Here is a 22178-nt window from a genome sequence, read left to right on the forward strand (position 1 = left end):
CATCCGAATTTCCTCCCGAGGGGCCCGGCTGTCATGCCGGGCCTTTTTCATCGCTGGTAAAGATTTGCCTCAGGCACGTGGTTAAAGCCGCGTTAACCTCGTTTGGTTAGGCTTTTCCAATATGGGTGTCTGTGCGTGGTCTTTGCGACCTTGCGTGGATACCGCGGCATCAACGGAAAAGTTCGGGCTGAAACAGAATGGGTAGAAGCACTTCGGCCGCCATGGCGCAGCATTCCATCCGCCATGCGCTGGTGGCCTTTGCGCTGCGTCAGGTGCTGGCGTTGTGTGGTTTCGCCGTCTTTATGGCACTTGCCCTGGCGGTGGCCGCACTCGCCACCTGGAACGTGCAGGATCCGAGCCTTTCCTATGCGACCGACAATGCGCCGACCAATGTGCTCGGCCAGCCCGGTGCCGTATTTGCTGATCTGATGATGCAGTTTCTCGGTCTGGCAGGCCTCGTGGCCCTGCTGCCGGTGCTGTCCTGGGCGCTGGCCCTCATCGTCGGGCGCAAGGTCACCCGTCTTCCGGCACGGCTCGGCGCCTGGCTGTTCGGCACGTTGCTCGCCTCCGCCACGCTCGGCTGTTTTCCAGCGCCGCCGACCTGGCCGATCCCGAACGGCATCGGCGGCGTGATCGGCGACATGATCCTGCGTTTTCCTGGCCTGTTCATCGGCAGTTACCCCACGGGCATTGCCGCGATCGTTCTGGGCATCGTCTTCGGCCTGCCCCCGCCGCCGGCTTCCTGCTGTTTGCCGCGGGGCTTCTCAACAATGAGGAGCTGGAAGAGGAGGCGGATGACGAGGACGAGATGCCGGCCCCCATGCGACGCAAGGCCAAGCCGTCTCCGATCGAAGACGACGAGGATGATGACGGCGGTTTTGCCGGGCTTCTGGCGCTCGGTGCGCTGGCGCATTACTGGTACATCGCCCAGGCGCGTTTTCGCCGCCTGATGCGCATCAAACCGAAGGCGGCCCTGCGCGACGACCACGACGAACCTTACGATTTCAACGAGGATGAGTTCGGCACGTTGAACGAGCCGGTAAGGGCGAAGGTGCGCCAGCCCGGCCGCCTGGAGCCGTCCCTCGACAGCCCGATGTCGGATCTGATGGCCGCCCGCCGCCGTCTCTCCCCGCCGCCGCTCAGCCTGGGCGACGATGACGAGGATGAGGACGACGACCTTGCCGATGCGCGCTCCCCGCTGCCGAGCGGTCTTCTGTCGGATGATGAACCGCCCTTCGATGTTGCCCCGCGCAGTGCACGTTCTCTCGCCGGCAAGGCCTCCGGTCGCGTTGTCGCGCCGGCCTCCGCGCCAAAACCCGGCCAGCGGGTGATACGCGAGGCGCAGGGATCGTTCATCGATCCGGAAGGTTTCCAGCTGCCGTCCGTTCATCTTCTCGCAGAGCCGCGACAGGTTGCCCGCGATGCGACGCTGTCTGCCGATGCGCTGGAACAGAATGCCCGCATGCTGGAAGGCGTGCTGGAGGATTTTGGCGTGCGCGGCGAGATCATTCATGTTCGCCCCGGCCCGGTCGTCACGCTCTACGAACTGGAGCCGGCGCCCGGCATCAAGTCGTCGCGCGTGATCGGTCTTGCCGATGATATCGCCCGTTCGATGAGCGCGATTGCCGCGCGTGTCGCCGTGGTGCCCGGCCGCAATGCCATCGGCATCGAGCTGCCGAACCAGACGCGCGAGACGGTGTTCCTGCGCGAGCTGATCGCCAGCCGCGATTTCGACACCACCAAGGCCAAACTTGCGATGGCGCTCGGCAAGACGATCGGCGGCGAGCCGGTAATCGCCGATCTTGCCAAGATGCCGCATCTGCTCGTCGCCGGTACCACGGGTTCGGGTAAGTCGGTTGCCATCAACACCATGATCCTGTCGCTGCTCTACCGGCTGTCGCCGGAAAAGTGCCGGTTGATCATGATCGATCCCAAAATGCTGGAACTCTCCGTCTATGACGGCATTCCGCATCTCCTGTCCCCTGTCGTCACGGACCCGAAGAAGGCTGTCGTGGCGCTGAAGTGGACGGTCCGGGAGATGGAGGAACGTTACAAGAAGATGTCGAAGATCGGTGTGCGCAACATCGATGGCTTCAACAGCCGCGTGGAACAGGCGCTTGCCAAGGGCGAGGTGCTGACCCGCACCGTGCAGACCGGTTTCGACCGCCAGACGGGCGAGGCGGTCTACGAGACCGAAGAATTCGACCTTCAGCCGATGCCCTATATCGTCGTCATCATCGACGAAATGGCCGACCTGATGATGGTGGCCGGCAAGGATATCGAAGGCGCGGTGCAGCGTCTCGCACAGATGGCGCGTGCCGCCGGCATCCATGTCATCATGGCGACGCAGCGTCCGTCTGTCGACGTCATCACCGGCACGATCAAGGCGAACTTCCCGACGCGCATTTCCTTCCAGGTCACCTCCAAGATCGACAGCCGCACCATCCTCGGTGAACAGGGTGCCGAACAGCTGCTCGGTATGGGCGACATGCTCTACATGGCCGGCGGCGGACGCATCCAGCGCGTACACGGACCCTTCGTCTCCGACAATGAGGTGGAGGACATCGTCGCCTACCTCAAGACCCAAGGGGCGCCGCAATATCTCGAGGCGATTACCGCGGATGATGACGAGGACGGTGATGGCGCAGGTCCCGCCGGCACCGGCAACCTGTCGGAGTCCGACGATCCGTATGACCAGGCCGTGGCGATCGTGCTGCGTGACGGCAAGGCCTCCACGTCCTATATCCAGCGCAGGCTCGGCATCGGTTACAACCGTGCGGCTTCGCTGATCGAACGCATGGAGCAGGAGGGTCTCATCGGACCCGCCAACCATGCCGGCAAGCGCGAAATCCTCGTGCCGACGGAATCGGATATCATCGAACGATAACCGCCTCTTGCCGTTTCCGTCACGAAGACGCCGCCTTTGATGGGCATAGCAAGCCCAAAGGAGATTGAACCATGAACGACCTCACGCTTTCGCGTTCCGTTCCCGTCAGCCGTCGCAGCATTCTGGCGGGGCTTGCAGGCTTTGCCGCAGCCGGCCTGACCGGATTTCCGGCGCTGGCGCAAGGTGCACCCGGTGCCGCCGCCCAGAAGATCGCCGATCACTTCTCGTCGGTGAAGACGATGATGGGTGAATTCGTGCAGTTCGGGCCGCGCGGCGAACAGACCGGCGGAAAATTCTTCATCGAACGGCCGGGCAAGCTGCGTTTCAATTTCGAGGACCCGTCGCCGATCCGCGTCATCGCTGACGGCAGCAATGTGGTGATCGGCAATCTCAAGTTGAAAACCTGGGATCTCTATCCGCTGTCGAAGACGCCGCTCAGCCTGCTCCTGGCCGACCGTATCGATCTCTCCGACAACATGGTGCGCGGCGTGCGAGAGGAATCCGACCTCACCACCATCGTGCTGGGCAACAAGACGGTGTTTGGCGACAGCACGATCACCATGATGTTCGATCCGAAGACCTATGACCTGCGCCAGTGGACGATCACCGACCTGCAGAACAAGGAAACCTCGGTGATGATCTACAACGTGCAGAACGGCGTTCGCTTCGACGAAAAGGTCTTCAAGATCCCCTACGACGAAGTGCACAAGTTCTGAGCTTGCCCTTTGAGCCTGAAAGCCTTTAAACCTCGGCGCATCACGTCGAGGTTTTTTCATGCGCTTTTCCATCACCACCTGGAACATCAACTCGGTGCGCCTGCGCCTGCCGATCGTCGAGCAGTTCATCGTCCGCGAACAGCCGGACATTTTATGCCTGCAGGAAATCAAGTGCCGGGAAGAGGAATTCCCGCTCGAGCCCTTGCAGGTCATGGGCTATCAGCACATCATCCTGCATGGCCAGAAGGGCTATCACGGCGTTGCAATCCTCTCCAAGGTGCCGCTGACGGAAGACCACCGGCATGACTATTGCGGCGTGGGTGACGCCCGCCACATCTCGGCGATTTTCGAACGGGGCGGACGGCGCATCCGCCTGCACAATTTGTATGTGCCGGCCGGCGGCGACGAGCCGGATCGCAGCATCAACCCGAAATTCGGCCACAAGCTGGATTTCGTCGAGGAAATGAAGGTTCTGCAGGCCTCGGCGCCCGGCGTGTCCTCGATCCTGGTCGGTGACCTCAACATCGCGCCGCTGGAGCATGATGTCTGGTCACACAAGCAGATGCTGAAGATCGTCAGCCATACACCCGTGGAGACCGAAGGCCTGACCGAAGTGATGCAAAAGGGCGGCTGGCTGGACCTGATGCGCCAGCATGTGCCGGCGTCGGAAAAGCTCTACACCTGGTGGAGCTACCGCGCCAAGGACTGGGAAGCCGCCGATCGCGGCCGCCGCCTCGACCATATCTGGTCGTCACCCGATCTCGGGCCGCTCCTGGAGAAGATCGAGGTCCTGAAGGAAGCCCGCGGCTGGAACCGCCCGTCGGACCATGTGCCGGTGACGGCAACGTTCCGGATGTGAGCGGAACGCGGCGCATGACACGCGCAGGAATCGGGTGTCGATCCCGGTAAAGCTTTTTTATGTCTCGGCCTCCCGAACCGAAGGAGGCTCTTATGGGACGTTTGAAAGACAAGGTGGCGATCATCAGCGGCGCATCGTCCGGCATTGGCGCGGCGGCAGCACGGTTGTTTGCCGCAGAAGGCGCAAGCATTGTTCTGAACGCGCGCGGCCTGCCCGCCCTGAAGACAATTGCCGAAGACATCGAGTCCGAAGGCGGCAGGGTGCGCTTCGTTGCGGGTGATGTCAGCCTGCCCGAGACGCACGAGGCACTGGTTGCCGTTGCGACCGATGTTTTCGGCGGCGTCGATATCGCCTTCAACAATGCGGGCACAGTCGGCGCGATGAAGCCGCTGGCGGAGATCGACGCCGACGAGTGGCATCACACCCTGAATTCCAATCTGACCGCTGCGTTTCTGGCAAGTCGCTATCAGATTCCTGCGATGCTGGAGCGGGGCGGTGGCTCGATCATCTTCACGTCCAGCTTTGTCGGGACGAGCGTCGGACTGCCCGGCATGGCCGCCTACGCGGCCGCCAAGGCCGGGTTGATGGGGCTCGTAAAGGGGATCGCTGCGGATTACGGCGCCCGCAACATCCGGGCCAATGCCCTTCTGCCGGGCGGAACCGATACCGGCATGGCCGGCGACCAGGCGCAAAAGGACTGGGCTGCCGGATTGCACGCCATGAAGCGGATCGCGCAACCCGTGGAAATCGCGCAGGCGGCGCTGTTCCTGGCCGAACCCGCATCCAGTTTCGTGACCGGTTCCGCGCTGTTTGCCGACGGAGGCAACTCCGCAGTCAAACTCTGACGGTCATCCTGCGGATCGCGTCTTGAGTTGTCCGTACCAGGGCTGGTTTTCGCCTGCGCGATCGTGCGTCAGGCGAACCGTCCCTGCATTGCCGCAGCGGCCTTCGCCAAATTGACGAGGTTTTCCTTGATCCGTGCCTCGAGCAGTCGGGCGACCGCCGGATATTCCTCCAGCAGACGGTGGAAGAGGGTGCGGGGAATGCGCAAGACTTCGCCGTCATCGGCGGCAACCGCGGTGAACTTGCGTTCCACCATCGTCACCAGCGCCAGTTCGGACAGAAGCGTGCCGGGGCCGACGGAACGTTCGAGTTCCGCGATGCCGTCGCGGCCCTCGGTGTAGAGGTCGAACCGGCCGCGGGCCACCACGAAGGCACATTCGGCAGGCGAGTGTTCGCGAAACAGCGCCTGGCCCTTGCCGACATTCCGCCGCTCCGCTCCGAACGCCACCAGTCGCAACTGGTCATCGTCCAGCCCCTGGAACAACGGCACTGCGGAGAGGAGCCGGATATCGTCGCTGAGTGCCATGCGGGGTCCTTATCGAGTGCCCCGCTCGGGGCCGGATGGGGGTTGCCGGGAAACCGGCAGCCCGGTCATTGAACGCTATCAGGGAACGATCTTGTAGCCGCCGTTTTCGGTCACCAGGATCTCGGCATTCGAGGGGTCACGTTCGATCTTCTGGCGCAGGCGGTAGACATGCGTTTCCAGCGTATGCGTCGTGACGCCCGAATTGTAACCCCAGACCTCTTCCAGCAGCACGTCGCGGGTCACCACCTTCTGGCCGGCGCGATAGAGGTAACGGATGATCGCCGCTTCCTTTTCCGTCAGGCGGATTTTTTTGCCGTCTTCGGTGGTCAGAAGCTTCTGGCTCGGCTTGAAGAGATAGGGTCCGACGGTGAAGGTCGCGTCTTCGCTCTGTTCGTACTGGCGCAGTTGTGCCCGCATGCGGGCGAGCAGCACGGCAAACCGGAAAGGCTTGGTGACATAATCGTTCGCGCCGGCTTCCAGGCCAAGGATCGTGTCGGAATCGGTGTCATGCCCGGTCAGCATGATGATCGGTGCCTTGAACCCGCCCTTGCGCAACAGCTTCACGGCCTCGCGGCCATCCATGTCCGGCAGACCGACATCCATGATCAGCAGATCCACCTGGCGGGATTTCGCGGTCGCCATCGCCTTCGTGGCGTTCGGCTCCTGCACCAGGCTGAATTCCTCATACAGAGAAAGCTGTTCCATCAGCGTTTCGCGGAGATCATCATCGTCATCCACCAGCAGTACGGTGCGCGCTGCCATGCCGTTTTTCGCCTTTCTCCTTGGCCCGCTTTCGCGGTGCCTCGCTTCGATCTAAGTCCGATTGTGCTATGAATTCAAATAAAATCGCGTCCAGAGCAAAACCGTGTGAGAGAAATGGGTGGAACAAGGCCATTGCGCAAGGGAAAGACGATCACGGTGCGCGCCGCACCATCACATTCCTCTCGCGCCTTCGTGATCATGGGGCCGCTGACGCTGCCGGCCGCGATCGGTCGCCAAGGCCGCACCGCCTTCAAGCGCGAGGGCGATGGCGCGACCCCGATTGCCTCAATGCCGGTTCTCTCCGGCTTCGTGCGTGGCGACCGTCTGAAGTCCGTCAAAAGCCCGCTTTCTCTTCGCCGGACGGCGAAAACCATGCTCTGGTGCGATGAGCCGAAACACCCCGCCTATAACCGTCTGGTGCGCGCCCCGTTCAAACCGAGCCATGAGGAGATGTGTCGCGCTGACGGGCTTTACGACATCTGCCTCGTGCTCGACTGGAACGTGACGAGCCGCAAGCGGCATCGCGGCTCGGCGATCTTCTTCCACCTCATCAAGCCGGGTTACCAGCCGACCGCCGGCTGCATCGCGCTTCATCTGCGCGACATGCTGCGGCTTTTGCCGCATATCCGAAAGGGGCACGCGGGTGCGGGTTCTGTAAGTCTTGCCTGAATGACGAACGCCGGGCCCTTTCGGACCCGGCGTTCTGGAATGCGTTGGAGAAACAACCGAACCGGTTATTTCCACTCGCGGATATCGACGAAGTGGCCGGCAACGGCGGCCGCTGCGGCCATGGCGGGCGAGACGAGGTGCGTGCGGCCCTTGTAGCCCTGGCGGCCTTCGAAGTTGCGGTTGGAGGTGGAAGCGCAACGTTCGCCCGGCTTCAGGCGGTCGTCGTTCATGGCCAGGCACATGGAGCAGCCCGGTTCACGCCATTCGAAACCGGCATCCTTGAAGATCTTGTCGAGACCTTCGGCTTCTGCCTGTTCCTTGACGATGCCGGAGCCCGGCACGATCATGGCGGAGACGGTGGCGGCAACCTTGCGGCCCTCGACCACCTTGGCGGCGGCGCGCAGGTCCTCGATGCGGCCATTGGTGCAGGAGCCGATGAAGACGCGGTCAACCGCGATATCGGTGATCTTGGTGCCGGGCTTCAGGCCCATATACTCCAGCGCACGCCACTTGGAGGTGCGCTTCGTTTCGTCCTGGATGTCATCCGGGTTCGGCACGGTGCCCTGAACGGAAATCACGTCTTCCGGCGAGGAGCCCCAGGATACGATCGGCGGCAGGTTGGCGGCGTCGAGCACGACGACGCGGTCGTAATGCGCGCCTTCGTCCGAATGCAGCGTTTTCCAGTAGTCGAGCGCCATGTCCCAGGCCTTGCCCTTCGGCGCGCGCGGCTTGTCCTTGATGTAGTCGAAGGTGGTTTCGTCCGGCGCGATGAGGCCGGCGCGGGCGCCGCCTTCGATCGTCATGTTGCAGACCGTCATGCGGCCTTCCATGGAGAGCGAACGGATCGCTTCGCCGGCAAACTCGATGACATGGCCGGTGCCGCCTGCCGTGCCGATCTCGCCGATGATGGCAAGGATGATGTCCTTGGCGGTGACGCCCTCCGGCAGCTTGCCATCTACACGCACCAGCATGTTCTTGGCCTTTTTCTGCACCAGCGTCTGGGTGGCGAGAACATGCTCGACTTCGGACGTGCCGATGCCGTGGGCCAAAGCGCCAAACGCGCCATGCGTCGAGGTGTGGCTGTCACCGCAGACGATCGTCATGCCCGGCAGGGTGAAACCCTGTTCCGGCCCGACGATGTGGACGATGCCCTGGCGTTTGTCCTTTTCCGAATAATATTCGACGCCGAAATCCTTGGCGTTCTGCGCGAGCGCCTCGACCTGGATGCGGCTTTCCTCGTTCTTGATGCCGATATGGCGGTCCGGCGTGGTCGGCACGTTGTGGTCGACAACGGCCAGCGTTTTCTGCGGAGCGCGCACGGTGCGGCCGGCCAGACGCAGACCTTCGAAGGCCTGCGGGCTCGTCACCTCATGCACGAGGTGACGATCGATGTAGAGAAGACAGGTGCCGGTTTCATCCGTCGAAACGACGTGGTCGTCCCAGATCTTGTCGTAAAGAGTACGCGGTGCGCTCATGGCTGCCATCCATCTGATTTTGGAAAATGCGGGATATGAATTCGGCAGCATCGGCTGCCGCACGACGAAACGCTCAGGCGAAACGAAGTCGGCTGTTCAGAGCACCGGAAATGCGCGCGAAAAATCGAGCCGGCAGACGCTTATGGTCCTGCAGGACGATGTAGTGGTTCGCGAGGCATCCGAATTTTGATCCCATGGGGCGATGCTTAGCAGTTTTTTGTCATCGCGGCAATCACTCGAAACCCGGTACGCGAAGCCTGTCCGTGTGGTCTCTGTCGCATTGTCGTCTTGCTGTCACACGGATTTCGCCAAGTCGTGTTTCATCATCGGGAAGACTTGAGGAGACGTTTCATGGCGCCATCGATGCATGACGATGTAGACCGGCTGAAGGAAGAAATCATCGACAGTTTCGATGAGGAGCTGGAGCTGCAGCTGGAAGAAGAGCGGATCGATAATCTCGTCGACCAGGGATTGTCCGAGCCCAGCTTCGAGCGAAAAATCTATTTCCGCGAGCTGTTCCGCCTGCAGCACGAATTGGTGCGGCTGCAGGACTGGGTGCAGTACAAGAAGTTAAAGGTGGTGGTCCTGTTCGAGGGGCGCGATTCCGCCGGCAAGGGCGGGGCGATCAAACGTGTCACCCAGCGGCTCAACCCGCGTGTTGCCCGCGTCGTGGCCCTGCCGGCGCCGACCGAGCGCGAGCGCAGCCAGTGGTATTTCCAGCGTTATGTCCCGCATCTGCCGTCGGCCGGTGAAATGGTGTTGTTCGACCGCTCCTGGTACAACCGCGCCGGCGTCGAACGCGTCATGGGCTTCTGCACGCCGGAACAGGTCGAGGAATTCTTCCGCGACGTGCCGGAATTCGAGCGCATGCTGGTGCGGTCCGGCATCATCCTGCTGAAATACTGGTTCTCGATCACCGATGAGGAGCAGGAATTCCGTTTCCGCATGCGCATCAACGATCCGCTGAAGCAGTGGAAACTTTCGCCCATGGACCTGGAAAGCCGGGTTCACTGGGAGGATTATACGCGCGCCAAGGAAGAGATGCTGGAGCGCACCCATATCCCCGAAGCGCCGTGGTGGGTGGTGCAGGCGGTGGACAAGAAGCGGGCGCGTCTCAACATGATCGCGCATCTGCTCTCGCAGATCCCCTACGAGAACGTGCCGAAGGAGCCGATCGAGCTGCCCGCGCGCGTCCGTAATGCCGATTACATCCGCCATCCGGTGCCGGCCGAAATGTACGTACCGGAAAAATACTGAGGTCTACCGCCCGGAGGTCGTCCTGAGGCGCTTTTCCACGCGCCTCAGGATCATCGACAGCCCGATCGTCAGGATCAGGTAGACATAGGCGAGGATGGAATAGGTCTCGAAGAAGCGGAATGAGCCGGAGGCATAGACCTTGGCCATCTGGGTGATGTCGGAGACGCCCAGCACCGAGACGAGCGAACTGTCCTTTACCATCGAGACGAAATCATTGGAGAGCGGCGGGAAAATCACCTTCAGCGCCTGCGGGAAGACGACGAGCCGGAACCGCTGGAAACGCGTCAGGCCAAGCGCCTTGGCGGCATCGATCTGTCCCTGATCGACGGACTGGAAACCGGCGCGGAAGATTTCAGCGATGAAAGCGCTGTAGCCGATCGTCAGCGCGATGATCGCCCGTCCCATCAGCGAAAAATCGCGCACCAGCAGGCTCGGCAGGAGACCCATCTCGATCAGCGATGCAGCGGCGGCATTATAGCCGGCAATAATGGCCGGTGCGCCGACGAAGGCGACATAGAACAGCAGAACCAGGATCGGAATACCGCGGATGGTTTCCACGTAGAAGCGCGCCACCTGGCGAAGCCACAGACGGTCGGAAAGGCCCGCCAGCGCGATCGCCAGCCCAAGGGCGGTTGCAAGCGCAAAGGCTGTGAGCGCCACGCCGATGGTGATGGCGATGCCCTTCGAGACGACCAGGAAAACCTGGCCGTACAGTTCGTTGACGGCAATGATGATGGCAACCACCGCCATCATCACCCCGAAGGCCACGGCCCACCAGGGAAAATCGTGGCTTTCGTTACCGCGCGATGCGGATGCCATCGCGGGTCATTGCCCCATCTTGTAGTCGAGGAACCATTTCTTGTTCAGCGCCTCGAAGGTGCCGTCCGCTTTCAAGGCCGCGATCGCCGCATTGACCGGAGCGACCAGATCCGACCCCTTCTTGAAGATGAAACCGAAATCTTCCGAACCGAGCGGATCACCCACCAGCTTCAGCCCGCCATTGGAGGCGTCCACGTAACCCTTGCCGGCGGTGCCGTCGGTCAGCACCATGTCGACGTCACCGGTCTTCAGCGCCTGCACGGTCGCGCCGAAGGTTTCGAACAGCTTGATGCGCGGGTTCTGTTCGTTGCCGTCCAGCACTTCGTAGACGGCGGTATAGAAGGGAGTGGTCCCCGGCTGCGCGCCGATCAGCGCGCCGTCGACCGCCGCAAATCCCTTGGCATCGGAAAAGCGTTTCTCGTCGCCGCGCACCAGCATGAACTGCTGCGAGCGCATGTAGGGGTCGGAGAAATCCACCTTCTCCTTGCGCTCTTCCTTGATGGTGATGCCGGTCATGCCGATGTCGTACTGCCCGTCGGAGACCGCCTGGATCATCGCGTCCCAGGAGGTGTTCTGGTAGTTGATCGTGGCGTTCAGGCGTTTGGCGATCGCCTCCATCGCATCATATTCCCATCCGATCTGCTTGCCGCTCTTCGGGTCGACGAATTGCAGCGGTGGATAGGCGTTTTCGGTCACGACGGTGATCTGGCGTCCCTTCAGGTCGGGCAGACCGGCGCCCGCAGCGTAAACGGTGGCGGGCAGGCAGAACAGCGCGGAAAGGCCGGCAAGCAGCAAGCGGCGGGCAATCATGGATCTCTCCTGAATGTGTGGCGGTGCCGATTGTCACGGAAATACCGATCTTGGCAAGGTCTTCACCGGGCGTCGGACAAACGCGGGCAGGCCGGTCTCTGCTCTTGCCGTGGAAGAGCCGGCCCCTACTTGCATCCGGAGCGGGTGGGGACCTGACCTATATTTGTGGAGGAACCGGCTTGGTTTCTGAACGCGCACTCATCGCCAAGATCACGTGGCGGCTCATGCCATTTCTCGGCTTTTTGTATCTCATTGCCTATATCGACCGGCAAAACGTCAGCTATGCAAAGCTGCAGATGGTCGATGCGCTGGGCCTCAGCGAATATGCCTACGGGCTCGGCGCCTCCTTGTTCTTTATCGGTTATTTCATCTTCGAGGTGCCGAGCAATCTTTTCCTCAATCGTTTCGGTGCGAGCATCTGGTTCGCGCGCATCATGGTCACCTGGGGCATCATCACCATTGCGCTGGCCTATACCCAAAGCGCCACGATGTTCTACATCCTGCGTTTCCTCCTGGGTGTGGCGGAGGCGGGCTTTTTTCCGGGCGTGCTCTATCTTCTGACGCTGTGGTTCCCGAAGGACTATCGCGGCCGCATGGTGGGGCTGTTCATGATCTTCAGCGCGCTCGCCAATGCGATCGGCGCGCCGGTCGGTGGCATGCTGCTCGACCTCGACGGTTTTCTCGGCTTTGCCGGCTGGGAATGGGTGTTTCTCGCCACGGGCATTCCGGCGGTGCTGGCCGGGATCGCCACCTATTTCTACCTTGACGATACGCCGGACAAGGCGAAGTTCCTGACCGAGCCCGAGAAACAATGGCTGCGCGACCGTCTGGCAACGGAAAACGCCGGAATGGACGAACATGCCGACAGCGGCTTCAAGGCGCTGGTCAATCCCCGCGTTCTTTTGATGTCTCTGTGCTATGTCGGCTTTCCGCTGGCGGCCTACGGGCTGAGCTACTGGCTGCCCACCATCGTGCAGGGTTTTGGTGTGTCGAACACCGTCAACGGTTTCATCAACATCATTCCTTGGGTGATCGTGGCGCTGGCGCTCTGGATCGTGCCGACCATGGCGGATCGCACGGAGTACAAGACGCCTTACATCTTCGGGCCGGCCTTTGTCGGTGCGCTGTGCCTGGTGCTGTCTGCGGTCATTACGGCACCGGTGATTCAGTTCGCGCTTCTGTGCATTGCCGCCGCCGGCATCTTTGCCGGCCAGCCGGTGTTCTGGAGCCTGCCTGGACGTTTCCTGAAGGGGGCGGGTGCTGCCGCCGGCATTGCGGCGATCAATTCCGTCGGCAATCTCGGTGGGTTCGTGGCACAGAACGTCGTCCCCTGGATCCGCGACGTGACGGGAAGCACGATTGCGCCGATGTTCTTCCTGGCGGCGTGTCTGGCGGCTGCAGGCGTGCTGGTCATCGTGGTCGGCCGAATGCTGGCCAGCAGGCGAACCGCCGCCGTCTGAGTTTTCAAGGCCCCGGCATCGCATGCCGGGGTCGGTACCTTCTAGGATACCATAGGCATTAAAAGTGCCTCCTTTCTTCGGTCGACCCACACCGCTATCGTCCGGCATCCCTCGTTCTGGAGATGTCCCATGAAGGCCCTTTTTTCCGCATTCGTTATCGCAAGCTCACTGATCGGTCCCCTTGGTGCAACCTCTGCCTTTGCCCAGGAAGCCGTTGTTGCCGCTCCCGATGTCGATGCGCTCTTCACCAGCCCGGATCCGAAGCTGCACGCCAACAAGCAGGTTGCCTACGGGATCTTCCGAGACCTGCTGGAAGCCAATCATTGGGACAAGGCCGGTGATTATCTCACCGAACGATACATTCAGCACAATCCCAATGCCGCCTCCGGTCGGCAGGGCGTGATCGACTTCTTCACCAAGGTGCTGAAACGCCAGCCGACGCCCATTCAGGACAAGCTGAAGAGCCCGGTCGTTTTCGTGCAGGCGGAAGGTGATCTCGTGACGGTCGCCACGGTGCGTACGGAAAAGGACCCCAAGGATCCGTCGAAAACCTACACGACCACCTGGTACGACACCTGGCGGATCGTCGATGGCAAAGCCGACGAACATTGGGATTCCGCCGTAAAAATGTGATGCTGCGTCGCTTTCTCGTCACCTTGTCCGGCGAAACAGGCCTGCAAGTATGAGAGGAGCGACGAATTCATGCGTAATCATCTGGCCATGGCCGCAGTTCTGACGAGTGCTGCGGTCATGCCCGCACAGGCGAAAACTGTGTGCACCCTGGTCGCCGATGCCGGAAGCGGCAAGGTGCTGAAACAGGAGGGGGATTGCGCGACACGCGTCACACCCGCCTCCACCTTCAAGATCCCGCTGGCCGTCATCGGTTTCGATTCGGGTTTTCTCAAAACGCCGCAGGAGCCGGTGTTCGATTTCAAAAAGGGCGATCCCGATTGGGGCGGAGCGGAATGGAAAAGACCGACCGATCCCGAGCGGTGGCTGAAATATTCCGTGGTCTGGTACTCGCAGCGCATCACACATGCGCTGGGCGAAAAGACACTGACGGATTATGCGCGCAGCTTCGATTATGGGAACGCCGATTTTTCCGGAGATGCCACAAAGAACAACGGGCTTGATCGTGCGTGGATTGCGTCCTCGCTCAAGATCTCGCCGCAGGAGCAGGTGGCGTTCCTGCAAAGGCTCGCCAAGCGCACGCTTCCGGTGAAACCGGAGGCGATGGAAAAGGCGCTCGCGTCCATGGAGACATTTCCGATCTCCGCACCGGGCTGGCAGGTGAAGGGGAAAACCGGCATGGCCTATCCCCGTTCAGCGACGGGCGATTTTGACTATGCACGTCCTTGGGGATGGTTCGTTGGCGTCGCGGAACAGGGGAACCGCAAAATCGCGTTCGCCCAACTGATCCAGGACGAAAGGAAACAGCCGGATTCGCCAAGCGCCAGAGCACGTGCGGCCATCCTGAACGATCTTCCCGCCCTGCTGCGGGATGTGACGGCACCATGAAAAAAGGCGGGCTTTTCGGCCCGCCTTTGACTGCAATCCCGAAGGAATGCTTATTCTGCGGAAGCTTCCGCTGCCTTTGCGGCTTCAGCGGCTTCGGCTGCTGCCTTTTCGGCGGCGAGAGCCTGTGCTGCTGCAACCTTTTCAGCCTCGATACGTGCGCGCTCTTCAGCAGCGGCAGCGCGTTCGGCTTCGTTGAGCTTGCGGGCGCGGGTGTTGGTGTTTTCGACGATACGAGCCGACTTGCCGCGACGGTCGCGCAGGTAGTAGAGCTTCGCGCGACGAACCTTACCGCGACGGATGACTTCGACGCTCTCGACCATCGGCGAGAAGATCGGGAATACGCGCTCGACGCCTTCGCCGTAGGAAATCTTGCGAACGGTGAAGCTTTCGTTGATGCCGCCGCCCGAACGGGCGATGCAGACGCCTTCATAGGCCTGAACGCGGGTACGGTTGCCTTCCGTTACCTTCACGTTGACGCGCAGCGTGTCGCCCGGAGAAAATTCCGGCAGCTTGCGCTTGGCTTCGATCTTGGCAGCCTGTTCGGCTTCCAACTGAGCGATGATGTTGGTCATGTTAACCTCTGAGTTCTTCTGAAACAGCCAGAGCGCTCAACGTCGTAATCCTTGGGTTTCCTCGGATACGTGCCTTTTCGGCAGGAGCGGGTTCGCCATTCTTTGTTTCGGTCAACGGGAGTTTTTCCCATTTCCGCGTGCGCCATTACACGAAACTGTCACGCTTGTCACCCCGCGCGGTCCGCGAATCTGACGAAAAGATGCGGCTCTTCAACCCTTGTCGCGGATCATCTTGGCCGATATGTGCTCTTCCAGGCGTTTGGGAGGACACCATATGACATTGGCAATGATCGGTCTGCTGTTTGCGGCAGGCTTTCTGTCGGGTGCAGTGAATGCGATTGCCGGCGGCGGCACGTTCCTGACCTTCGGCGCGCTCACGCTTGCCGGCATTCCGCCGATCTCCGCCAATGCCACGTCCTCGATCGTCCAGTTTCCCGGTTACATCACATCGACGCTCGCCTATCGGCAGGAAATTACGAAACGTTGGCGTAGCGCCATCGCCTTGACGATTGTGTCCGCGCTGGGCGGTCTGGGCGGTGCGCTGATCCTGCTGGCGCTCGACAACCCCTCCTTCCGGGCACTCGTGCCCTGGCTGCTGGCCGGTGCGACCGCCATCTTTGCCGCCGGTCCATTCCTGAAGCCGAAGGCCTCCGAGGAGCGGTCCGCCAGTTCCCTCTCCAGCCTCGTCGGCCAGTTCGTCACATCGATCTATGGCGGTTTCTTCGGCGCCGGCATGGGCATCATGATGCTGGCGGTGCTCGGCCTCACGACGGGCGGCAGCTATCATCACCTGAACGCGTTGAAAAATCTTTTGGCGACCGTGATTGCCGCCGTGGCCATCGTCGTCTTCGTCAGCGGCGGCGTTGTCGCCTGGCCTGAGGCGATCATCATGATCCCGGCCGTTGCCGCCGGCGGTTATTCCGGCGTCTGGCTCGCCCGCCGGGTGCCGCAGGGCATCATGCGGATGATCGTGGTGGCGGTCGGTGTGGCTCTGACGATCTATTACTTCGTCACTGGTTAATCTGGTCTGGCGAGAAGATCGGGCCGGCGCTCCTTGGTCAGCGCCACCGCTTGGTCATGCCGCCACTTCTCGATCGCCGCATGGTTACCGGAGGTCAGGACGGCGGGGATTACCATGCCCTCGAATTCCTGCGGCCGCGTATAATGCGGATGTTCGAGAAGGCCCGTCTCGAAACTTTCGTGGGTTCCCGAGGCGCTGTTGCCCATCACGCCCGGCAGCACGCGCACCACCGCATCGAGCAGCGTGAGGGCCGCCGGTTCGCCACCGGAGAGGATGTAGTCGCCTATCGAGACCTCTTCCAGCCGGCGTGCATCGATGACCCGCTGATCGACGCCCTCGAAGCGGCCGCAGACGATGACGACACCATTCCCTTCGGCCAGTTCGCGCACGCGTTTCTGCGACAGGGGCTTGCCGCGTGGGCTCATCAGCAGGCGGGGGCGGTTGTCATCCGCGACGGAATCGATCGCTTTTGCGAGGATATCCGGTTTCAGCACCATGCCGGCGCCGCCACCGGCCGGCGTATCGTCCACCGTCCGGTGCCGGTCTTCCGCAAAATCGCGGATCTGCACGGTATCGAGCGACCAGTCGCCGCGCTCCATGGCCTTGCCGGCCAGCGAATGGCCGAGATGGCCCGGGAACATGTCCGGATAAAGCGTCAGGATGGTCGCACGGAAGGGCACGGCAGCACTCACTCCGTTTCGCCCTTCGGTTTCCGGCTGCGTTTCGGCTTGTCGCTCTTTGGGCCGGCTTCGCCCGTTTCCTCGCCCGGCGGGTCGATCAGCCCGGCCGCGAGCGGATCGACGACGATCCTGCCGGCTTCCAGATCGATCTCCAGCACGGCGGCTTCCGAAAAGGGAATAAGCGTCGGGCGGCGTCCCGCGCCTTTCAGTTCGAGAAGGTCGCCGGCGCCGAAATCGAAGACGCCACTGACCTGTCCGTAGCTGTTGCCGTCGGCATCCACCGCTTCCAGACCCTCGAGGTCCGCGTAATAGAACTCGTCGTCGTCCAGTTCCTCGTCGGGCAGGTTGTCGCGCTCGATGAAGAGTTCGAGGCCGTTCAGGGCTTCGGCGGCATTGCGATCATTGATGCCGCGGAACCGGACGATCACGACATTCTTCGCTTCGCGCAGTTCGAGGATCTCGAAGGTGCGGCCGTCTTCGCTGTGCAGGTTGCCGTAGTCGCCGAGTGCGAGCGGATCGGCCGTGAAGGCGCGCACGCGCACTTCGCCGCGCAGGCCCTGTGCCGCGCCGATCGTTGCCATCAGGATCGGGTTCTCCAGCTTCGCCATGATCGCTCCCTGTTCCGGTTTCGCCGATGCTCTACAGTCTATCGCAGGGCTTGAAAACAGTTGAGTTGAAAACAGAAGAACGGGCGGCATGTCGCCATGCCACCCGTTCCAGGATCGAAAGCCGTGTGCGGGCTGATTATTCTGCAGCAGCAGCTTCAGCGGCTTCGGCAGCCTTGGCGGCCTTTTCCTTGGCGCGCTCAACGGCCTTCTTGCCCGGCTGTGCCTTGGTCGGGTTGCTGCGGGCGTCGCGCTCGGCAAGGCCGGCTTCTGCCATGAAGCGCAGAACGCGGTCGGTCGGCTGTGCGCCCTTGGCAATCCAGGACTTGATGGCGTCGGCGTCGAGCGTCACGCGGTCTGCGTTGTCCTTGGCCAGCATCGGGTTCCAGGAACCGATCGTTGCGATGAAACGGCCATCGCGCGGGGCGCGGGCGTCGGCAACGACGATGTGGTAATACGGGCGCTTCTTGGAACCACCACGGGCGAGACGGATCTTCAGGGACATTTCTAACTCCTTCGGTTTTCTGTTCAGGCCGTCCTCTTCGACGGTCCGGCTGTTGTTGAGGCCGCCGTCAGGCGGTCTTTTCGATGACGCCGCCATGTTCGGCGGCAATGGCTTCATGATGGCGGATGACTTCCTTGATGATGAAGTTCAGGAACTTCTCCGCAAAATCCGGATCGAGCTGGGCGTCGTTTGCGAGGCGACGCAGCCGCTCGATCTGGTATTCCTCGCGCGCCGGGTCTGCCGGCGGCAAATCGAACTTGGCTTTCAGGATGCCCACTTCCTTGGTGCAGCGAAACCGTTCGGCCAGCATGTGCACGAGCGCCGCATCGATGTTGTCGATCGACTGGCGATATTTGCCGAGCTGTTCCTTCACGTTCGGATCGATCATCCTTAACCCCTCCCCACTTATTTCTTTTTCGGCATGCCGGGCAGGCCCGGAAGACCGCCGAGACCCGGCAGCTTCGGTCCGCCGAGGCCCGGCAGACCACCACCCGGCAGGCCCGGCATCGAACCCGGCTTCAGGCCGGCGGCTTCGGCCTGCTTGGCCAGCGCTTCCAGCTGCTTCGGGTCCATCTTCGACAGGTCGGGCATGCCGCCCATTCCACCCATGCCGCCAAGCCCCATCTTGCCGGCAAGACCGCCCATCATCTGTTTCATGATGCCGCCCTTGCCCTTGCCCCCCATGGCTTTCATCATGTCGGCCATCTGGCGATGCATTTTCAGGAGCTTGTTGATCTCGGCGGCATCCGTACCGGAGCCGGCTGCAATGCGCTTCTTGCGGGAATGCTTGAGGATGTCCGGATTGGCGCGCTCGGCCTTGGTCATCGACTGGATGATGGCGATCTGGCGGGCGAACATCTTGTCGTTCAGGCCGGCAGCCGCCAGCTTGTCCTTCATGCCGCCCATGCCCGGCATCAGGCCCATGATGCCACCCATGCCGCCCATCGACTGCATCTGACGCAGCTGGTCGGCGAGGTCGTTCAGGTCGAACTTGCCCTTGGCCATCTTTTCGGCCATGGCGCGCGCCTTGTCGGCGTCGATATTTTCCGCCGCCTTTTCGACGAGCGAAACAATGTCGCCCATGCCGAGGATGCGGTCTGCGATGCGGCGCGGGTGGAACTCTTCGAGCTCCGACATCTTTTCGCCGACACCGATCAGCTTGATCGGCTTGCCGGTGACGGCGCGCATCGAAAGGGCTGCACCGCCGCGGCCATCGCCGTCCATGCGGGTTAGAACGAGGCCGGTGATGCCGACGCGTTCATCGAAATTGCGGGCAAGGTTCACGGCATCCTGACCGGTCAGCGAGTCCGCGACCAGCAGGATTTCGTGCGGCTTCGAACGGGCCTTGATCTCGGCCATCTCAGCCATCAGCGGCTCGTCGATATGCGTGCGGCCGGCGGTATCTAGGATGACGACGTCATGGCCGCCGAGCTTTGCCGCCTGCACGGCGCGGCTGGCGATATCGGTCGGGGACTGGCCGGCAATGATCGGCAGCGTATCGACACCGGTCTGCTGGCCCAGCTGGCGCAGCTGCTCCTGGGCGGCCGGACGGCGGGTGTCGAGCGAGGCCATCAGGACCTTCTTGCGGTCCCGCTCCGTCAGCCGCTTGGCAATCTTGCCGGTGGTGGTGGTCTTGCCCGAGCCCTGCAGGCCGACCATCATGATGACGACGGGGGCCGGCGCATGCAGATCGATGGACACGCCTTCGGCGCCGAGCATCTCGATCAGTTCGTCATGGACGATCTTGACGACCATCTGGCCCGGCTTGATCGACTTCAGGACTTCCGCGCCGACGGCCTTTTCGCGCACCCGGTCGGTGAAAGCGCGAACGACTTCGAGCGCCACGTCCGCTTCGAGCAGCGCACGGCGAACCTCGCGCAGGGCTGCCGAGACATCCGCCTCGGAGAGCGCGCCACGGCCGGTCAGTCCACTCAAGATGGAACCAAGGCGGTCCTGGAGGTTTTCGAACATCGTTTCTTCCTTCTAGACGTTGGCCGGGGAAACCGGAAACGTCGGTTCTCTGCCGCCGGAAAACAAGACGCAAAGCCAAAAAGCACCCGAGGGCGCAACGCGCTGTCGGGTGTTGACCTCCGGGATCTCTTTATACCTTTACGGGTCCCGGTCGGTGGCTAAAGTCTCGTCAACTTTCAGCAGATCGCGCCGCTTAAACCCGAAGAGGGCGGCGGAGTCAAGGCTGACAAGGGTTTTTGCGAGTTCTGGATGCTTTGTCGCGTTGTTTTCTCTGTGTTAGAATGCGCGTTATGGCCCCATATGGTGGGAGTTTGAGCCCCGTGACACTCTCTATCCGCGATCCGCAAGTCATTGCCCTCGCCAACGAACTCATGCAGCGTGTCGGTGCAAAGAGCCAGACCGACGCCGTGCGGCTGGCGCTGGAGAACGAGCTGAAACGGGACAACGAGAAGGCATCGCTGACGGAACGAGTCCGCAAGTACCAGCGTGCGATTGCCGAACTCGGTCCCGGCGATCCGACCTATGACCACAAGGCGCATATGGACGAAGGCTGGGAGATGTAATGTTCCTCGACGCCTCTGCTCTCGTGGCGATCATCGGAGATGAGTCTCCCGCGGCGGCGCTTCTGGCAAAAATTGAAACGCATGAGGGGCCGCTCTTTTTTTCATCGCTTGTCGTGTTCGAGACGGTTGTCGCATTGGCCCGCAAGCATAAGATCACGTCTCTCGGTGAGAACGTACCCACCCCGCCACACCTGATCGCGCAGATCCAGGACATCGTCGCTGCATTTCTCGACGAAATTGGGGCCGTCTGTGTCCCGATTGCTGCGGATGCCCACGGGGCAGCCCTTCGTGCTGCGCAACTTTATGGTCGTGCGACCGGCCATCCCGCCCGCCTGAATTTCGGTGACTGTTTCGCCTATGCCACCGCCAAGGCGCTGAATGTGCCACTGCTCTTTGTTGGCGATGATTTTGCCAGAACGGACATCACGCCCGCGTGATTGGCTGATCCCCGGGCCGATGGTGGGCGTAGGGCCGGTTGAAGCCACACCCATCGCTCCCTATAGAAGTCTCATGAAACGTCGCAACTTCTTGAAATGGTCAGCAATCGGCAGTCTCGCGCTTTTCGGCGGCGGGCTTGCGGCAGGGAGAGCCATGGCAGCCAATCGATATTATACGGGTCCTGTCTCCGATCATTTCGATGGCACACGTTTCTTTAATCCCGGCGGCGAAGAGCCGAAAGGTTTCATGAACCTCCTGCGCTGGCGCTTCAACGGCAAGAGCGTTGATTGGCCTGAGGCCTATCCGAGCCCGTTTCCCACCGCTGTGCCGGAAAAGCGGGTGACGGGAAACCGGCTTGTGGTGACCATGGTCGGTCACGCCTCGATGTTGATCCAGGTGGCGGGTCTCAACATCCTGACCGACCCCGTCTGGTCGGAGCGTACCAGTCCGGTTTCGTTTGCCGGCCCCAAACGCGTCAACCAACCCGGTATCCGGCTGGAGGATCTGCCGGCGATCGATATCGTCATCGTCACGCACAACCATTACGACCACCTGGACCTTGCGACCTTGAAAAGACTGCACGAGATACATCGCCCGCAGTTCATCACGCCGCTTGGCAATGATGCGATCTTCGGACCGGAGCTCGATGATCCGCAGATCACCGTTATGGATTGGGGCGCGAAGACCTATGTCGGCAAGAATGTCACGCTGCATTGCGAACCCTGCCATCACTGGTCGGCGCGCGGTCTGAATGACCGTCGTATGGCGCTGTGGGCTGCCTTCGTCATCGAAACCCATGCCGGCAAGATCTACCATATCGGCGATACCGGGTTTCATGAGGGCATCAACTATGCGCAGGCGGCGGAAAAACATGGTGGTTTCCGTTTGGCGATCCTGCCGATCGGGGCCTACGAGCCGCGCTGGTTCATGAAGGCGCAGCACCAGAACCCGGAAGAGGCGGTGGCCGGTATGCAGCTTGCCAAGGCCTCTTACGCCATCGGCCATCACTGGGGCACTGTGAAGCTGACCGACGAGGGCATCGAGGAGCCGCTGGCAGCGCTCGGTAATGCTTTGACGGCAGCAAAGATCAAGCCCGAGCGGTTCCGGCCCTTGCGTCCCGGCGAGGTCTTCGACGTGCCGGATGCCTGACGGCATCCTCCGTCGCAATCGGGCATTTACAGATGCGGCTGGTTCTGTTGCACTGCGGTGGCAATCGCCTGTC

The 22178-nt window shown here is 61.7% G+C and carries 24 protein-coding genes and 1 pseudogene; 14 read left to right on the plus strand and 11 right to left on the minus strand.

The window, feature by feature from the left end; translation table 11 throughout:
- Positions 1–197: 197 nt before the first annotated feature.
- From OU993_RS08960 to OU993_RS08975, 4 genes and pseudogenes are all read left to right on the plus strand, one after another.
- Positions 198–2887 (plus strand): annotated as a pseudogene (locus OU993_RS08960) (DNA translocase FtsK 4TM domain-containing protein).
- Positions 2888–2958: 71 nt separating this feature from the next.
- Positions 2959–3603 carry an outer membrane lipoprotein carrier protein LolA gene (locus OU993_RS08965; RefSeq protein ID WP_268156307.1) on the plus strand — a complete coding sequence of 215 codons (645 nt, stop codon included), beginning with the start codon at positions 2959–2961 and terminating at the stop codon, positions 3601–3603.
- Between the two features lie 58 nt (positions 3604–3661).
- Positions 3662–4462, plus strand: coding sequence for an exodeoxyribonuclease III (locus OU993_RS08970; protein WP_268156309.1), 801 nt, complete (start codon positions 3662–3664; stop codon positions 4460–4462).
- Between the two features lie 92 nt (positions 4463–4554).
- On the plus strand, positions 4555–5307 hold the full coding sequence (locus OU993_RS08975; RefSeq protein ID WP_268156311.1) for an SDR family oxidoreductase: 753 nt from the start codon (positions 4555–4557) through the stop codon (positions 5305–5307).
- A gap of 68 nt (positions 5308–5375) precedes the next feature.
- Here the strand turns inward: OU993_RS08975 and OU993_RS08980 are convergent, their stop codons facing one another.
- Positions 5376–5831 carry a cyclic nucleotide-binding domain-containing protein gene (locus tag OU993_RS08980; protein WP_268156313.1) on the minus strand — a complete coding sequence of 152 codons (456 nt, stop codon included), beginning with the start codon at positions 5829–5831 and terminating at the stop codon, positions 5376–5378.
- 78 nt (positions 5832–5909) lie between these two features.
- A complete protein-coding gene (locus OU993_RS08985) occupies positions 5910–6593 on the minus strand; it encodes a response regulator transcription factor (RefSeq protein ID WP_268156315.1) in 684 nt (227 codons plus the stop codon).
- A 114-nt stretch (positions 6594–6707) separates the two neighbouring features.
- Between OU993_RS08985 and OU993_RS08990 the strand changes: the two genes are divergently transcribed.
- A complete protein-coding gene (locus tag OU993_RS08990) occupies positions 6708–7262 on the plus strand; it encodes a L,D-transpeptidase family protein (RefSeq protein WP_442792893.1) in 555 nt (184 codons plus the stop codon).
- A 65-nt stretch (positions 7263–7327) separates the two neighbouring features.
- On the opposite strand, the gene leuC is transcribed toward OU993_RS08990, so the two are convergent.
- Positions 7328–8737 carry a 3-isopropylmalate dehydratase large subunit gene (gene leuC / locus OU993_RS08995; RefSeq protein ID WP_268156316.1) on the minus strand — a complete coding sequence of 470 codons (1410 nt, stop codon included), beginning with the start codon at positions 8735–8737 and terminating at the stop codon, positions 7328–7330.
- Between leuC and OU993_RS09000 the strand changes: the two genes are divergently transcribed.
- On the plus strand, positions 8736–8927 hold the full coding sequence (locus tag OU993_RS09000; protein WP_268157712.1) for a hypothetical protein: 192 nt from the start codon (positions 8736–8738) through the stop codon (positions 8925–8927). The two genes, leuC and OU993_RS09000, sit on opposite strands and share 2 nt — an antisense overlap.
- Before the next feature lie 161 nt (positions 8928–9088).
- Entirely contained in the window at positions 9089–9994 is a 906-nt protein-coding gene (ppk2, locus tag OU993_RS09005; RefSeq protein ID WP_268156318.1) for a polyphosphate kinase 2, read from the plus strand.
- Positions 9995–9997: 3 nt separating this feature from the next.
- Here the strand turns inward: ppk2 and OU993_RS09010 are convergent, their stop codons facing one another.
- Both OU993_RS09010 and OU993_RS09015 read right to left on the minus strand, forming a co-directional pair.
- Complete coding sequence (locus OU993_RS09010; RefSeq protein ID WP_268156320.1) at positions 9998–10813, minus strand: amino acid ABC transporter permease; 816 nt, start codon at positions 10811–10813, stop codon at positions 9998–10000.
- A gap of 6 nt (positions 10814–10819) precedes the next feature.
- A complete protein-coding gene (locus OU993_RS09015) occupies positions 10820–11623 on the minus strand; it encodes a transporter substrate-binding domain-containing protein (protein WP_268156322.1) in 804 nt (267 codons plus the stop codon).
- A 179-nt stretch (positions 11624–11802) separates the two neighbouring features.
- On the opposite strand from OU993_RS09015, the gene OU993_RS09020 reads away from it, so the two are divergent.
- From OU993_RS09020 to blaOXA, 3 genes are all read left to right on the plus strand, one after another.
- Positions 11803–13083, plus strand: coding sequence for an MFS transporter (locus OU993_RS09020; RefSeq protein ID WP_268156324.1), 1281 nt, complete (start codon positions 11803–11805; stop codon positions 13081–13083).
- Between the two features lie 129 nt (positions 13084–13212).
- Positions 13213–13716, plus strand: coding sequence for a nuclear transport factor 2 family protein (locus tag OU993_RS09025; RefSeq protein ID WP_268156326.1), 504 nt, complete (start codon positions 13213–13215; stop codon positions 13714–13716).
- A 69-nt stretch (positions 13717–13785) separates the two neighbouring features.
- The gene (gene blaOXA, locus OU993_RS09030) at positions 13786–14601 is read left to right on the plus strand and encodes a class D beta-lactamase (RefSeq protein ID WP_268156328.1); all 816 of its coding nucleotides are present in this window, start codon (positions 13786–13788) and stop codon (positions 14599–14601) included.
- Positions 14602–14651: 50 nt separating this feature from the next.
- On the opposite strand, the gene rplS is transcribed toward blaOXA, so the two are convergent.
- Positions 14652–15173 (minus strand): 50S ribosomal protein L19, encoded by a 522-nt coding sequence (rplS, locus tag OU993_RS09035; protein WP_268156330.1) that lies wholly within the window; start codon positions 15171–15173, stop codon positions 14652–14654.
- Between the two features lie 274 nt (positions 15174–15447).
- On the opposite strand from rplS, the gene OU993_RS09040 reads away from it, so the two are divergent.
- Complete coding sequence (locus OU993_RS09040; RefSeq protein WP_268156332.1) at positions 15448–16194, plus strand: sulfite exporter TauE/SafE family protein; 747 nt, start codon at positions 15448–15450, stop codon at positions 16192–16194.
- Here the strand turns inward: OU993_RS09040 and trmD are convergent.
- The 5 genes from trmD to ffh all read right to left on the minus strand — a co-directional run bounded on the left by trmD (position 16191) and on the right by ffh (position 19955).
- A complete protein-coding gene (trmD, locus tag OU993_RS09045) occupies positions 16191–16874 on the minus strand; it encodes a tRNA (guanosine(37)-N1)-methyltransferase TrmD (protein ID WP_268157617.1) in 684 nt (227 codons plus the stop codon). The two genes, OU993_RS09040 and trmD, sit on opposite strands and share 4 nt — an antisense overlap.
- A gap of 8 nt (positions 16875–16882) precedes the next feature.
- Complete coding sequence (rimM, locus tag OU993_RS09050) at positions 16883–17482, minus strand: ribosome maturation factor RimM (protein ID WP_268156334.1); 600 nt, start codon at positions 17480–17482, stop codon at positions 16883–16885.
- 136 nt (positions 17483–17618) lie between these two features.
- Positions 17619–17984 carry a 30S ribosomal protein S16 gene (gene rpsP, locus OU993_RS09055; protein ID WP_268156336.1) on the minus strand — a complete coding sequence of 122 codons (366 nt, stop codon included), beginning with the start codon at positions 17982–17984 and terminating at the stop codon, positions 17619–17621.
- A gap of 67 nt (positions 17985–18051) precedes the next feature.
- Entirely contained in the window at positions 18052–18372 is a 321-nt protein-coding gene (locus OU993_RS09060; protein ID WP_268156338.1) for a chorismate mutase, read from the minus strand.
- Between the two features lie 17 nt (positions 18373–18389).
- Complete coding sequence (gene ffh, locus OU993_RS09065) at positions 18390–19955, minus strand: signal recognition particle protein (protein WP_268156340.1); 1566 nt, start codon at positions 19953–19955, stop codon at positions 18390–18392.
- Positions 19956–20275: 320 nt separating this feature from the next.
- On the opposite strand from ffh, the gene OU993_RS09070 reads away from it, so the two are divergent.
- From OU993_RS09070 to OU993_RS09080, 3 genes are all read left to right on the plus strand, one after another.
- On the plus strand, positions 20276–20518 hold the full coding sequence (locus tag OU993_RS09070) for a type II toxin-antitoxin system VapB family antitoxin (RefSeq protein ID WP_268156342.1): 243 nt from the start codon (positions 20276–20278) through the stop codon (positions 20516–20518).
- A complete protein-coding gene (locus OU993_RS09075; RefSeq protein WP_268156344.1) occupies positions 20518–20955 on the plus strand; it encodes a type II toxin-antitoxin system VapC family toxin in 438 nt (145 codons plus the stop codon). The genes OU993_RS09070 and OU993_RS09075 overlap by 1 nt, the downstream gene beginning before the upstream one ends.
- Before the next feature lie 73 nt (positions 20956–21028).
- Entirely contained in the window at positions 21029–22105 is a 1077-nt protein-coding gene (locus OU993_RS09080) for an MBL fold metallo-hydrolase (RefSeq protein WP_268156346.1), read from the plus strand.
- Positions 22106–22178 lie beyond the last annotated feature (73 nt).

Source organism: Rhizobium sp. SL86, assembly GCF_026672545.1.
Taxonomy (GTDB): domain Bacteria; phylum Pseudomonadota; class Alphaproteobacteria; order Rhizobiales; family Rhizobiaceae; genus Neorhizobium.